This window comes from Gluconobacter wancherniae NBRC 103581, assembly GCF_007988885.1.
In the GTDB taxonomy this organism is placed as follows: Bacteria; Pseudomonadota; Alphaproteobacteria; order Acetobacterales; family Acetobacteraceae; genus Gluconobacter; species Gluconobacter wancherniae.
The window spans coordinates 1,126,843-1,140,663 of the sequence record NZ_BJUZ01000001.1; the positions used below are offsets into that span (position 1 = coordinate 1,126,843).

Annotated in this window: 12 protein-coding genes and 1 pseudogene; 9 read left to right on the plus strand and 4 right to left on the minus strand. The window is 52.2% G+C overall.

The features are described from left to right. Positions 1–74: 74 nt before the first annotated feature. Positions 75–306 (plus strand): annotated as a pseudogene (locus GWA01_RS13205) (IS5/IS1182 family transposase); the annotation flags it as partial. A gap of 293 nt (positions 307–599) precedes the next feature. Further along, the gene (locus tag GWA01_RS12990) at positions 600–749 is read left to right on the plus strand and encodes a hypothetical protein (protein WP_186819466.1); all 150 of its coding nucleotides are present in this window, start codon (positions 600–602) and stop codon (positions 747–749) included. 96 nt (positions 750–845) lie between these two features. Here the strand turns inward: GWA01_RS12990 and GWA01_RS05250 are convergent, their stop codons facing one another. Beyond that, positions 846–1,694 (minus strand): helix-turn-helix transcriptional regulator, encoded by an 849-nt coding sequence (locus GWA01_RS05250; protein ID WP_146794697.1) that lies wholly within the window; start codon positions 1,692–1,694, stop codon positions 846–848. A 99-nt stretch (positions 1,695–1,793) separates the two neighbouring features. On the opposite strand from GWA01_RS05250, the gene GWA01_RS05255 reads away from it, so the two are divergent. Next, positions 1,794–2,699 (plus strand): SDR family oxidoreductase, encoded by a 906-nt coding sequence (locus GWA01_RS05255; protein ID WP_146794699.1) that lies wholly within the window; start codon positions 1,794–1,796, stop codon positions 2,697–2,699. A gap of 61 nt (positions 2,700–2,760) precedes the next feature. Here the strand turns inward: GWA01_RS05255 and GWA01_RS05260 are convergent, their stop codons facing one another. The 3 genes from GWA01_RS05260 to GWA01_RS05270 all read right to left on the minus strand — a co-directional run bounded on the left by GWA01_RS05260 (position 2,761) and on the right by GWA01_RS05270 (position 6,293). Further along, on the minus strand, positions 2,761–3,873 hold the full coding sequence (locus GWA01_RS05260; protein WP_146794701.1) for a metallophosphoesterase: 1,113 nt from the start codon (positions 3,871–3,873) through the stop codon (positions 2,761–2,763). Between the two features lie 216 nt (positions 3,874–4,089). Next, a complete protein-coding gene (gene hutG, locus GWA01_RS05265) occupies positions 4,090–4,893 on the minus strand; it encodes an N-formylglutamate deformylase (RefSeq protein ID WP_146794703.1) in 804 nt (267 codons plus the stop codon). A gap of 17 nt (positions 4,894–4,910) precedes the next feature. Then, positions 4,911–6,293, minus strand: a complete 1,383-nt coding sequence (locus tag GWA01_RS05270) for a formimidoylglutamate deiminase (protein WP_146794705.1) — start codon at positions 6,291–6,293, stop codon at positions 4,911–4,913. Between the two features lie 93 nt (positions 6,294–6,386). Here GWA01_RS05270 and hutI point away from each other — a divergent pair, with 93 nt between their 5' ends. The 6 genes from hutI (at position 6,387) to GWA01_RS05295 (ending at position 13,005) form a co-directional block, all read left to right on the plus strand. Continuing rightward, on the plus strand, positions 6,387–7,619 hold the full coding sequence (gene hutI / locus GWA01_RS05275) for an imidazolonepropionase (RefSeq protein ID WP_146794707.1): 1,233 nt from the start codon (positions 6,387–6,389) through the stop codon (positions 7,617–7,619). Positions 7,620–7,840: 221 nt separating this feature from the next. Further along, the gene (locus tag GWA01_RS05280) at positions 7,841–8,416 is read left to right on the plus strand and encodes a UTRA domain-containing protein (RefSeq protein WP_229315981.1); all 576 of its coding nucleotides are present in this window, start codon (positions 7,841–7,843) and stop codon (positions 8,414–8,416) included. A 107-nt stretch (positions 8,417–8,523) separates the two neighbouring features. Beyond that, positions 8,524–10,209, plus strand: a complete 1,686-nt coding sequence (hutU, locus tag GWA01_RS05285; RefSeq protein WP_146794709.1) for a urocanate hydratase — start codon at positions 8,524–8,526, stop codon at positions 10,207–10,209. Positions 10,210–10,214: 5 nt separating this feature from the next. Then, the gene (gene hutH / locus GWA01_RS05290; RefSeq protein ID WP_146794711.1) at positions 10,215–11,762 is read left to right on the plus strand and encodes a histidine ammonia-lyase; all 1,548 of its coding nucleotides are present in this window, start codon (positions 10,215–10,217) and stop codon (positions 11,760–11,762) included. Further along, entirely contained in the window at positions 11,759–12,286 is a 528-nt protein-coding gene (locus GWA01_RS13210; RefSeq protein WP_228118364.1) for a hypothetical protein, read from the plus strand. The genes hutH and GWA01_RS13210 overlap by 4 nt, the downstream gene beginning before the upstream one ends. Then, the gene (locus GWA01_RS05295; RefSeq protein ID WP_244945715.1) at positions 12,220–13,005 is read left to right on the plus strand and encodes a TonB-dependent receptor; all 786 of its coding nucleotides are present in this window, start codon (positions 12,220–12,222) and stop codon (positions 13,003–13,005) included. Before GWA01_RS13210 ends, GWA01_RS05295 begins: the two co-directional genes overlap by 67 nt. Positions 13,006–13,821 lie beyond the last annotated feature (816 nt).

A 13,821-nucleotide genomic window follows, 5' to 3' on the forward strand; every position in this document is an offset into this window, starting at 1 on the left:
AATATTATCAAGCTAATGCGCTCAATTAATTTAGTTTATTCGAAAGTAAAACAGCCTCAAGCAAGACACAGTGAATGCTGGCGGACGGGTGTTATGATACTAACTGGTTCAAGGGTGCCCTAAAGAAAAAAAGAGACAGCCCCTGCATTCCGAAAAAAAGATCTCGTAAAAAAACAGTAAAATGCCACTAGCGAAAATACAAAAGACGCAACCGCATCGAGATCATATTTGCCCGCCCCACAGACTGGCGGCACCGTTCTCTTCTCAGCCATCTGCCTCGCTGCAAGCGTAATATTCTGGCTATAAAGCCTGAGTTCAGTACAAGGGAAGGCGTCTTTAACAACGAAAATAGTCGCTTGAGCGCCGCTCTATTTCTGCTCTACGCTCGCACGATGAACGCGCAACAGCCAGCTTCGCCACCTCCCAAAACGTTAGTTGGATGCTTGCGTGATTTAAGGTTCTGGGGCGGGTTAGCGGTTACAATTATCGCCGTAATTGGTACGTATCCTATATGGGGCATGTTCCTTATGGGGATCTCCTTGGCGCTGGGAGATGACTTTCCAAACAGCCTGTGGGGAAGCTCTACAGGGTATGAAATCATGCTTTCTGTCCCTATGGGATCTGGCGTTATCGCAGGAGCGCTCATAGGCATTGCGCTTTGTCAGGATCGCTCGCGATTACTGTTTGTGGGTGTCGCTCTTCCTGTTGTGGCTTTCATCATAGAAATAACCGTCTTGTTCATGGTTTAACGCAGCGCGTCTGAGCCTTAGCCTCCAGCTTTCTGCTGTTGAACAGCATCCAAAAGGATTTGTCTGTAAAGAGGCAATGAGGCCTTCTCTCCAAAATCAAAGAGATACTTCTTCCGCAGTTATGCGGGCTTCGATGAAAGATTGTACCCGGAGGGCTTGCTGGCGTGTTGCTGGATGATACGTCGTCATTGTCAGGTCTGAGCGACCTTCAATGCCAAAATGGGAAAATTCCAGCTCCAGAGTTCCCAGAGCAGGATGATGAAGTCGTTTGATCCCATCCCCTTGGCCCACGACGTCATTATCACGCCAGAGCTTCTCAAACTCCGGACTTTCCGCTGAAAGTTCTGCAACCAACCGCGTGATTTCACGAGAGGCACCGGCACGAATTGCATCTGCACGAAACGACGCCACCACATAACGTGCAACAGCCATCCAGTCTTCCTGTGCGGACCGAACACGTGCTTCACAGAAAATCAGTCGCAGAATATTACGCTGCTCGGGTGGAAGCTTGCCGTAGTCAGTCAGCAATATGGTTGCAGCCCTGTTCCAGGCGATAACATCCCATGTTGCCGTTCTCACTGTAGCGGGCGTGAACGGCATTGCATCCAGAACATGCTGCAGGCGCGCCGTGATGCCACGATGTTCCTTGTATCGGGTTTCCGGCGGGTGCCCAAGCGCAAGAATGAAAAGATGTTCACGCTCGACCTCAGTCAACATAAGACCTGTCGCCAAGCGCTCGAGCACATCTTTCGAGGGCGCACCCCCGCGCCCCTGTTCGAGCCACGTATACCAAGTTGGGGATATGTTTGAGCGCTGCGCAACTTCTTCACGACGAAGCCCGGGTGTGCGTCTACGTTCTGTTTTTAGACCGAACACCACAGGATCAAGGCGTGTCCGGCGCTCTCTCAGAAAATCGCCCAGAGCATTGCCACCATCAGAGCTCATATTGATCCTGTTGAAGATTATACCATGATAAAATCACTACTTTAACAGGACAGATTTTAGGGCACGGTATCGTCTCCGACAATCCAGAGAGACATTTCCATGCGGATATTTCTAACAGGCGCAACCGGATTTATTGGCGCACGTATCCTGGACGAACTTCTGTCTTCCGGACATGAAGTGCTGGGCCTGACGCGCTCGGACTCAGGCGCGCAATGGCTTAGGGCGAAAGGTGCTGAAGTCCATCGTGGCACCCTCGAAGAGCCCGAAAGCCTGAGTGCGGGCGCAGCAGAAGTGGATGCAGTAATACACACAGCCTTCGATCATGATTTTTCGCGTTTTGTCGAAAATTGCGAAAAGGATCGACGGGTAATCGAAGCGCTCGGGTCACAACTAAGTGGCTCTAACCGGCCATTAATCATCACCTCGGGCACAGGGATGGGGAGCGCGCTTCCGGGTGAGAAAGCAATAGAGAATGTATTTAACGAACATAGCCCCAACCCGCGCGTAGCCTCCGAACTTGCGGGCAGAAAACTCCTGGAGCAAGGCGTCAATGTCTCGGTCGTCCGTCTGCCGCAGGTACATGACACCATGCGTCAGGGTCTTTTAACACCTTATATCGCGCTTGCTCGGCAGAAAGGCGCATTGGCATATCTCGATGACGGCATGAACCGCGTTGCAGCTGCACATGTTCTGGATGTGGCAGCACTGTATCGCCTTGCACTAAGCAAAGCAGAAACTGGAGCATGCTATCATGCTGTTGCTGAAGAAGGGGTGCCAGTTCGCAAAATAGCTGAGACCTTGGGGGCGAGGCTCTCCTTACCCGTCATTTCGTTGCCACGTGAAAAGGCGACTGAGCATTTTGGATGGCTGGGAATGTTCATTGGCCTGGATCTAACCGCATCCAGCGCGCTCACACGCGAACGTCTGGGTTGGCAACCCGTTGGGCCAGAGCTGCTCACAGATCTCAAACGGCTTGATATATCACCTGATGAAACACTCCCCTAAAGAGCGGAAGACAAGTGTGAACTGGAAAGCGGGTCATTATGCATCGACCCGCAATCAGCCTTCATCCAGCCCGCAGATGAAAGCGCGTAATTTCGGATGGTTTGCCCAGACGAAGGGCAAATCCCGGCCAAAGTCCCGTGCCGTTGCTCACATAGAGGGTCATGTTGCCCAGGTCGTACCGCCCAGAGACAAAGCCTTCATTACCTCGGGCAACCAAGCGATCAAGACCTAGGATCATGCCACCATGGGTATGGCCCGAAAGCTGAAGAGCAACGCTGCGCTCCGCAGCTGTTCGGGCGTTCCGGGGCTGATGATCCAGCAGGATAACAGGTGCGGAAGCGGGAATACCCGCAAGTGCAGCTCCAAGATCAGGTCCAACCTGACCATGACGGGCCGCAGAAAGGTCTGTCACACCTGCCACAACGAGATGATCGCTCCCACGCGTTAGCACATTATGGGTATTCAGGAGCATCGTGATACCCAGACTTTCAAGGTGCTCGATCCAGCTTTCATAATCGAAATAATATTCATGATTGCCGGGTACAGCGAAGATGCCATCTGGCGCGTGCAGTTCCTTCAAGGGCGCAATATCTCGGCGCCGCATGTCCACTGAACCGTCAATGAAATCGCCTGTAACGACGATCAGGTCAGCATCAGCCGCATTGGCTCTCGTCACGACGGATCGTGCCCAGGCTTCAGGAAAAAGACGGGTTAGATGCAGATCCGTCAATTGTAACACCCGATAACCATCAAACGATGCGGAAAGGTTGGAGATGGTGACGGTCACCTCCCTTATCGTGGGAAGCTTGATTGCATTGGCAACCCCGATTGCCGCCAACAAGGTAGAGCAAGCCCCGATTATTACGCGGGCAATGACTGGAATAGACACCCACCGCCACTGCACAACTGCGACCAGTAACACTCCCAGATCAAGAGCAAGTTGGAACAGAGCGAGGAATGCAATCGCACTGAAAGCCCAGTTAAACAGAATGATCAGAGGGCGTGGAAACTCCGGAAGGAGTGGTGAGCCAGAAGAAAGGCGTGCCCAGTAATGATACTGCGATCCAATGAAAAGGAAGCCAGTGGCCAGAATTTTTGTGACAGGGGAGAGCGGCAAAGGCCAGAGCCAGTTCAAAACGACCAGCAGGCATGGCAGCACGAAAATCAGGCGCACAGAGGCGAGATCCTTGTCCAAAATTCAGCAGGCAGAAAGCCCTTTGAATATGACAGACTGGCACGAGCTGAAAATGGACTCCAGTAAGTCCCTGCGAAACAGGTGTGGGATGATCATCCGGAACGAAATCGCGTGCGAGTATGAGCGGAGCAGGGCAAGCATACGCCCGCCGCCGCCACACTCCAGATTTATATCATGCGACTGTGCGCCTGCTACTCAGCCTTCTGGCCTCCACAGAACAGCCTGTCGTAATAAGGCTCCAATTGTCTCCCTGATTTTCTTTGTTTTTCTTTCATCTATCGGCCATGGCGCGTCCTCACTCTCAAGATAGACACTTTGGGCTTTCTCTAACTGTATTGCGTGGATGCCATGCTGAGGTTGTCCATAATGTCGGGTTGTATAACCGCCTTTGAAACGGCCATTCAGGATTGTGGAATAACTGTTCCCAAGCTCGGGTACGTCCATCACGGATTTGATTAGAGTACCCGCGCAGGAGACCCCATCATTGGTGCCGAAGTTCAGATCCGGGAGCTTTCCTTCAAAAAGCCGCGGAACCTCGGTCTTGATGGAATGCCCATCCCACAGAATGGCCCAGCCCCATCGTTTTTTCAGGCGATCAAGTTCTTCCTGAACAGCGTCATGGTATGGCTGCCAGTAAAGACGCCGACGCTCGGCAATTTCTTCTTCATCTGGCGCATGACCTTCATTGTAAATTGCCTTACCATCGAATGTCAGGTCTGGTACCAGCCCGGTTTTGGGTCTGCCTGGATACAGGGTTGCATCATCGGCGCCTCTGTTCAGATCGACGACATAACGGGAATAATTCGCGCGGATCATCCCGATATCGAGGTCCACGCAGCTGCTGTAGAGCTTCTCCATATACCAGTCGGTATCGGGCAGTGTAACACCCAGTTCGGTCATCCGGCTTACCATGCCCGGCGCAAGCGCTGTGCCAGCATGCGGAATAGTTACCAGAACAGGGGCGTTGCCAGCCGCAAAACTAAAAATAGGGATCGTCATCAGTTTCTCCTGATCACTTAAGATCTCAGGGTGGTTATTGCTTTTTGATATGCCCGGCTGATTGCAGCTTCATGAATATGGCGCCCATCGCGGATCACCCATTTTCCTGCACACAACACATGATGAACCGGCAACGACGGACAGGCGAAAATCAGACTATCCAGCATGTCCATGATCTCAAGATCAGGGAAAGAGAGGTCCTGGCGCCTGATACTCAATGCGTCCGCACGCTGACCGACTGCCAGCCGTCCCCCCCCATGCGCGCATGCCTGTGAGCCACCATGTAAGGCCTGCTGATAAAGCCAGTCTCCCACAGAGCCTGTCGCTTCAGAAGGAAGGGAGCGGCACCGTTTGCGAGAAAACAGGCGTTGCCCGTATTCAAGCGTTCGTAACTCTTCCATCGCACTCAAAAGAACATTGCTGTCGGTGCCGATACCGAATTTTCCACCTTCGTCGATGTATTTGGAAAGTGGGAAAATGCCATCTCCCAGATTTGCCTCGGTAATCGGACAAAGCCCAGCAACCGCACCTGAACGGGCCAATCGGACCGTTTCCCTGTCGTCCAGATGTGTAGCGTGCACAAGGCACCATCGGTGGTCGACGGGAAACTCATCCAGCAGCCACTGCACTGGCCTGCGCCCAAGTGCAGACAGGCAATCCTCCACCTCGCGTACCTGCTCCGCAATATGAATATGGACGGGCACTTTGTCCGACACGAGAGCGAGCATCTTATGGATATCATCGCCGCTGGCCGCCCGCAGGGAATGGATCGCCATACCCGCAGTCACCAGAAGGTTTCCGCTGTATTTGCTGCCAATATTCGAAATTACCTGAGCTATAAACTCAGGTGTGCTTCCAAAGCGTTTCTGCCCCTCTGCAAGCTTCTGCCCAAAACCTGCATGGCAATAAAGGGTAGGGAGGATCGTCATTCCGATCCCTGCCTGCAACGCTCCTTCCACGACGCTTTGGGACATCTCGGCAGGATTTTCGTATTGCGTGCCATCGGGGGCATGGTGGAGATAATGAAATTCAGCCACCTGCGTGAAACCGGATTTCAGCATTTCCATATATAATTGCGCTGAAATCGCCTGAAGTGCTTCAGGGTCGACACGAGCTGCCAGCCGGTACATCTGATCGCGCCACGTCCAGAAAGAATCCGCAGGATCCAAACGCTTTTCCGTCAATCCAGCCATGGCCCGCTGAAAAGCATGCGAATGGAGGCTCGGAAGTGGTGGCATCAGAACGTCAACATGCTCACTGCCTGCCACAGGTACACTATCTGGCAGGACGGCCGTAAAACAGCCATTGGCATCAAATTCCAATCTTACATTTTTCCTCCAGCCATCCGGTAGGAGAGCCTGCTTGGCAAAAATGCTACTGGAATGCACAGGAAGCCCCATGGAACCGTCACCCTGATTGTCGTTGTATTACGAAAATACGTGAACTAGACATGTATAGATGTTTAAGGTCAAGCCGAGGTTTGGAGAGTGCCCATGTGGGATCGTTTATGGATCGACGTTCATCTGGCAACGGACGCAAGCGGCACGGGTCAACCTAGGGGCGATACCTTTGGCGAAATACGTAATGCTGCGATCGCAGCTAAAAATGGTCTGATTGTCTGGACCGGAAAACAGGCTGACCTTCCAGACGCGCCACATAAACTCGCCCACGAAGTCATATCCTGCGGGGGACAGTGGCTGACAGCCGGGCTTGTCGACCCCCATACACATCTTGTTTTCGCAGGAGACCGGAGTGCAGAATTTGCAGAGCGTCTGCAGGGTGTTTCCTATGCCGAGATCGCACAACGCGGGGGAGGGATTCTTTCTACCGTTCGCGCAACACGCGAGGCAAGCGAAGAGGAACTTCTGGAAATAACGCTCAAGCGTGCCCGACGTCTCGTTGAGAATGGCGTCACGACAGTTGAAATAAAATCTGGCTATGGGCTGACCCTGCACGACGAACTCAAGCAGCTCCGTGTGGCACGCGCCGTAGGGCATGCGCTCCCGCTGCGCGTGCATACAACCTTTCTGGGAGCGCACGCACTTGCCCCCGAATATCGTGGAAAGCAGTCGGAGTACGTTAGGCATATTTGTGAAGAGATGCTTCCGGCCGTGGCTGAGGCTAATCTCGCGGATAGTGTCGATGCCTTTTGTGAGGGCATCGCTTTTCAACCGGCTGAAGTTGAACGTATCTTCGATGCAGCCAACCGCTACGGGCTGCCAGTACGCCTTCACGCTGACCAGATGTCAGATCTTGGGGGCAGCCTGTTGGCCGCAAACTGGAACGCGCTTTCCGCTGACCATGTCGAGTATGCCAATGAACAAAGCGTGCGCGCCATGGCAGCCGCAGGAACCGTTGCAATACTGCTTCCAGGTGCATTTTATTTCGTACGTGAAGAAAAATTACCCCCGATAGCACTGTTTCGAAAACATGGCGTTTCCATGGGGCTCGCAACGGATTGTAACCCTGGAACTTCGCCAGTCCTCTCGCCCACAGCTGTTATGAATATGGCCTGTACGCTGTTCAGGCTAACGCCGGGGGAGGCGCTTGCCGGTCACACTCACATCGCAGCCAAAGCACTCGGGCTCGAGAAAACTATTGGTCGCCTTGAGGTTGGGATGGCCGCAGATATGGTTCTCTGGGACATCGAAGGACCGCATGAGCTGTCGTATTGGATTGGCGGAGTGAAACCTTCATCCCGTATTTTTGGCGGAAATCCGGATTAAAAAGCATTTCCGAAGGTGGAACAGGCATACTCGCTTATGCCAGTATAGACCAATCAGATCCGGATAAGGTGAAAGCACGTGTCACTCGTCTTAGGAAAAGACAAACCCACCGCGCGTTAAGAGCAGGTCAAAGCGTACATCACCGAGTGCATAGAAAGTGGGGCATCAGGCATCGCCTGCCATCTGAAAGTGAACTTGTAGAACTTCTCAGCGTATCGCGCATGACCGTCCACCGCGCATTGCGAGAACTGACGAGCGAGGGTGTCGTCACGCGGGCACAGGGCGTGGGAACATTCGTGGCAGAACCTGCTCAACGTGTTGAACTACTGGAATTGTGCGATATTGCAGATGACATCGTTTCCAATGGCCATATCCACACAACGAAAATTATTTCGCTGGATGTGATCCGTGCAGACAGCAACCTCGCTACAGCATTTGAGCAACGCCCGGGTGCGCGCCTGTTTCATTCTATTATCGTTCATTTTGAGGATGATACACCCCTTCAGTCAGAAGAACGTTTCGTCTCTCCTCATTTTGCACCCGACTACATGGAGCAGGATTTTTCGGCGACACACCCCCATCGCCACCTCTCCTCCATCGCCAGGCCGGAAGAAATCGAACACGTTGTTTTCGCCGTAACTCCGAGCGTGGATATCTGCACGCTTCTCGATCTGGACGAGCCAGAAGCATGCCTCCAACTCATGCGCCGCACATGGGTTGATGGGCGAGTCGTCATGAAAGGTGTCTTCACGTATTCGGGCAGTCGATACAGTTTTGTTGGTCGTTACCGCCCCTGAAATCCATCATAGGAATATAGCCATGAGGGTCATTACGATTTCACGTTGACAGAGATGCTTTCGGTGCGCCACATGAATGTATATACAAGTACAGTCAAGGTGACGTCATGAGCAATCCGACTTCGTCCCGCCTTTCCAATGACCGTATCATCCGTGCGGCACATGGTCCAGAAATCACGGCAAAGAACTGGCAGGCAGAAGCCGCCATGCGCATGCTGATGAACAACCTCGACCCAGATGTCGCTGAAAAGCCATCCGAACTGGTTGTTTATGGAGGCATCGGTCGTGCTGCCCGCAATTGGGAATGCTACGACCAGATCGTTCAGAGCCTTCTTGATCTTGAATCGGATCAGACACTTCTGGTGCAGTCCGGGAAGCCGGTAGGTGTGTTCCGCACGCACGAGAACGCTCCCCGTGTGCTGATAGCGAATTCCAACCTTGTTCCGCACTGGGCTAACTGGGACAAATTCAATGAACTCGATCGTGCTGGCCTGATGATGTACGGCCAGATGACGGCTGGATCATGGATCTATATCGGTAGCCAGGGAATTGTTCAGGGGACCTATGAGACGTTCGTTGAAATGGGGCGTCAGTATTATGGAGGCGACCTGACCGGACGCTGGATCCTGACAGGCGGTCTAGGTGGCATGAGTGGTGCGCAGCCCTTGGCGGCAGTCATGGCGGGCGCCTCGATGCTTGCAGTGGAATGTGAGCCGGGCCGTATCGAGAAACGCCTGCAAACGGGTTATCTTGATCGCCGCGCAAATACGCTGGACGAGGCTTTGGAAATCATTGATGCCGCATGTAAAAGCGGCAAACCTGTCTCCGTCGGACTGCTTGGCAATGCGGCAGAAGTCTTTCCCGAGCTTGTACGCCGCGGTATCCGCCCGGATGGCGTAACCGACCAGACTTCTGCACATGATCCACTAAACGGGTATCTGCCCGCTGGCTGGTCACTCGATCATGCCGAGAAGATGCGCATCACAGACCCGGCCACAGTGGAAAAAGCAGCAAAAGAGTCCATGAAGCTGCATGTTGAAGCCATGGTTGCATTCCATCGCATGGGAATTCCAACCTTTGATTACGGCAACAACATCCGTCAGATGGCCTTGGAAGTCGGCTGTGAGGAAGCCTTTGCGTTTCCAGGCTTCGTGCCAGCCTATATCCGCCCACTTTTCTGCAAGGGAATAGGACCATTCCGTTGGGCTGCGCTTTCAGGTGATCCTGAGGATATTTTCAAGACAGATGCCAAAGTCAAGGAACTGCTGCCTGACGATAAGCACCTTCATAACTGGCTCGATATGGCACGTGAGAAAATCCATTTTCAGGGCCTGCCTTCACGCATCTGCTGGGTTGGCCTGGGCGACCGGCACCGCTTGGGGCTTGCGTTCAACGAGATGGTTGCCAGCGGAGAACTGAAAGCACCCATCGTGATCGGGCGCGATCATCTCGACAGTGGCTCGGTCGCGAGCCCAAATCGAGAGACCGAGGCGATGCGTGACGGCTCCGACGCCGTTTCCGACTGGCCGCTGCTTAATGCATTGCTTAACACAGCATCCGGCGCGACCTGGGTGTCACTCCATCATGGCGGCGGCGTAGGCATGGGGTTCTCCCAGCATTCCGGGATGGTGATCGTTGCCGATGGCACCGAGGATGCTACCAACAGACTTAAGCGTGTTCTGTGGAACGATCCGGCAACGGGCGTGATGCGCCATGCTGACGCTGGATACGATATCGCAATAGATTGTGCCCACGAGAAGGGTCTAGATCTTCCAATGGTTAAAAAGGCCTGATGCACATGTCTGGTAATTTCATCCTCGACCCAGGCAAGCTTGATCTTCCTGCTCTTCGTCGTTTTGTATTTGACAGCCCCCGTGTGAGCCTCAGCCAGGACGCTAAAAACGTGCTTGCTGACGCTGCCCGATCGGTTGATCGCATCGTTGCCAGCGGAGCAGCGGTCTATGGCGTGAATACGGGCTTTGGAAAGCTGGCCAAGACACGCATCCCCGATGACAGGCTGCGCGATCTTCAGCGAAACCTCGTGCTTAGTCATGCAGCGGGGATCGGCCAGCCAATGCCAGACCGGGTCGTGCGACTGATCTTGCTTCTAAAGGCAAATGGCCTTAGCCGAGGATTTTCGGGCGTTCACCCAAGAGTAGTACAACTTCTGATCGATATGCTTGATCGCGGCGTGATCCCGGTCATTCCAGAAAAGGGCTCTGTCGGCGCCTCAGGTGATCTTGCGCCACTCGCCCATATGTCTGCGGTCGTTATCGGAGAGGGTGAGGCATTCTTTGAGGGTCAACGCATGTCCGGGGCCGCCGCACTGGAAGCCGCAGGCCTGGCACCGGTAGTACTGGGGCCAAAAGAAGGCCTGGCTTTATTGAATGGTACCCAGGCCTCCACAGCACTTGCTCTTGTTGCGCTGTTTGATGCCGAGCGTCTGTTTCAGGCAGCCCTCATCACAGGCTCCCTCACGCTGGATGCCGCGCGTGGAACAGACGCCCCCTTCGATCCCCGGCTGCATGCACTACGTGGACAGGTGGGGCAGATCGAATGTGCCGCTGTCTATCGCAAGCTGATGGAAGGCTCAGCCATCCGCGCATCTCATCGGATCGACGATGAACGCGTTCAGGATCCATACTGCCTGCGCTGTCAGCCTCAGGTCATGGGCGCCGCACTCGACAGCCTTCGACATGCAGCAAAAGTGCTGCTGATTGAAGCAAATGCCGTCTCCGACAATCCAATTCATTTCCCCGATACCGACGAAATGATTTCTGGTGGCAATTTCCACGCCGAACCCGTGGCGATCGCTGCGGATCTTATGGCAATCGCAATTTCTGAAGTTGGAGCGATTGCAGAGCGTCGGCTGGCCCTGTTGGTGGACCCGAGTATGAGTGGGCTTCCTCCATTTCTCGTCAATGACAGTGGTGTCAATTCCGGCTTCATGATAGCTCAGGTAACGGCGGCAGCACTAGCTTCAGAAAACAAGACACTTGCCCATCCAGCATCCGTGGACAGTCTTCCCACATCGGCAAATCAGGAAGATCATGTATCGATGGCCACCTTTGCGGCACGTCGGGTGGGGGACATCAATGCCAATGTTCGGGTAATTATCGGGATTGAGTACCTGGCGGCCGTTCAGGGGCTGGATTTCCTAGCCCCTCTCGCATCTTCGGAGCCTCTGGCTCAGGTTGCACAAGTCCTGCGCGCAAAGGTACCATTTTTCGAGCAGGACAGACTGTTCACGCCGGATATCGAGGCCGCAGATGCGCTCATTGCAGCAGGCTTACTGACGGATGCAGTATCCGAAACCCTGACGCTTCCTACCTTCGAGGCAGCATGAGTGATGACGGTGCGTTCAGTAGTTTTTCCACGACAGCGCGCCGTCGCCTGCCAGCGCTTTTCGCAGATTATCTGGGTGGGCTCAAGGCCCATATCGTCCTAAGCGATCGCCTGACATGGGATACCAGCGCTTACGGACATGGCGAAACCACCCAGTCAACATGGACAACGCCATATTACCCGTCCCCCAATGTTTCTCCACTCTCTGAGCTTCGTAAGGCTCCCGGTATTCGACGCTTCGGTGTCCTGTCTCAGGTGCACTATGACATTGCCCATAACCAGCTCGGAGCAGGTGTATGGTATGAGAACAACAGCTATCAGTCTCCCGAATACGATTTTCAGATGCCTAACATCGTCAATGGGAAGCTGACAGAACCTCTACCGAACCCCCTGAACTATTGGACCAACCCTTTCGCCAAGATATACAATCAGGATTACAGCACGAACTGTTCTTCGATATTTCGGAGAATGTTCACACCTATGCCCAGCGCGGGTACAAACTTTGTGCCTCTCCATTTGCCGTAACACAGACTGCATTTGATCAGGGACGTTCCTCTTTCCGTCCTGAAACAGACTGGACCTACGCTGCAGGCTACCGCTACTCAAGCCAGTTCGCAGGCGTTTCAGTCTACGGATATCGCACAAACTTTAATAACCGGCTCCAGCAGATCACATCAGGTTCGGCTGTCAATCCGATCTCAACTGTCGCAAACGTTGGCGGTGTCACTATGAACGGCGTGGATGCGGCTCTGACCGTTATGCCAATCCGTAATCTGACATTTACCAATAGCTTCAGCTACGATCACGCAACATACGATCAGAACCTTACAGAAGCAGGCACCGTCTATCACACAAAGGGTGCACAGATCGTCAATTACCCGCGGTTTATGTACAAAACCCGGCTTTCATATGCTTGGAAAGGCATGACTGCCTATATAGATGCGAATTTTAACAGCCACCGTAATTATAGTTACGTCGGAGATGTAAAGGTTCCATCATACTGGTTGGCGAACCTTGGCTTGCAGTACAACCTGAGCAAGCTTACTTACGTGAAAAAACACACCGGAGGCGTTAAAGACATTACGCTCTCGTTTAGTGTAACAAATCTTCAAAACACTCATTACATTTCCACAATGGGTGAAAATGGAAATCCGGTCAGTATAGGGCAGGGCGCTCTAGCGTATCAGTCATTCCTGATTGGAGCACCCCGTATGTTCTTTGGATCAGTAAGCGCCAATTTCTAATGAAAATTCCACCTCATCATTTCTGAAAATTGATGAGGTGGAATTGATAATATTGTAAAATAACTCCTTATTGATCTAATATTAAAAAATAAATTATCATTCGGAATATTCTCCCGATACTTATTTTTTAATAATCGAATCGCATATGAAACCTGTTTTTTCTAAAGGTTACATATTATGAAGATTATTCATACTCTATTACTATGTTGTGCACTTGTTCAACTGGATGGCTGCGCCACAATTTTGGAGGGAACAAAGCAGACCATCGAGATCAACAGCGAACCTGCAGGCGCACTTTGTGATATGCATCGCGCAGGTAGGTTGATGGCTAATTTCTACACACCGGGCACTTTTACAGTCGGAAAAGCCATAATAATCTCGTAGTAAGATGTCAAAAACCGCATTATTCTCCAGTAACTGGGATGGACGAGCGTCATTTTAATGAATGGATATTTGGGAATATTATTTTCGGAGGCGGAATATGTGAAATTGTAGATCTTACTACTGCGTCAGACGAATTATATAGCGAGTCCATACATATAATGCTTCCCGAAAACAATCCCCACAACAAGACAATTGATAGCACCTATCAGACCATAAATTTCGAAGCTAATTAGTTTCTATAAAGAGGTTGGTTCAATGAATATTACTCCAACCCCTTTATATATTTAGATTGAATCGAAGGTAATAACGACGAATTTTCGCTTGCAGAAAATATTCTTTCACAAAATTTCCAGAGTTAACCCAATAGCGTGATCTCTCTCAAAAAGAGATCTTTTTCCTGATTTTAACCATCATTTTAGAAATATAATTACC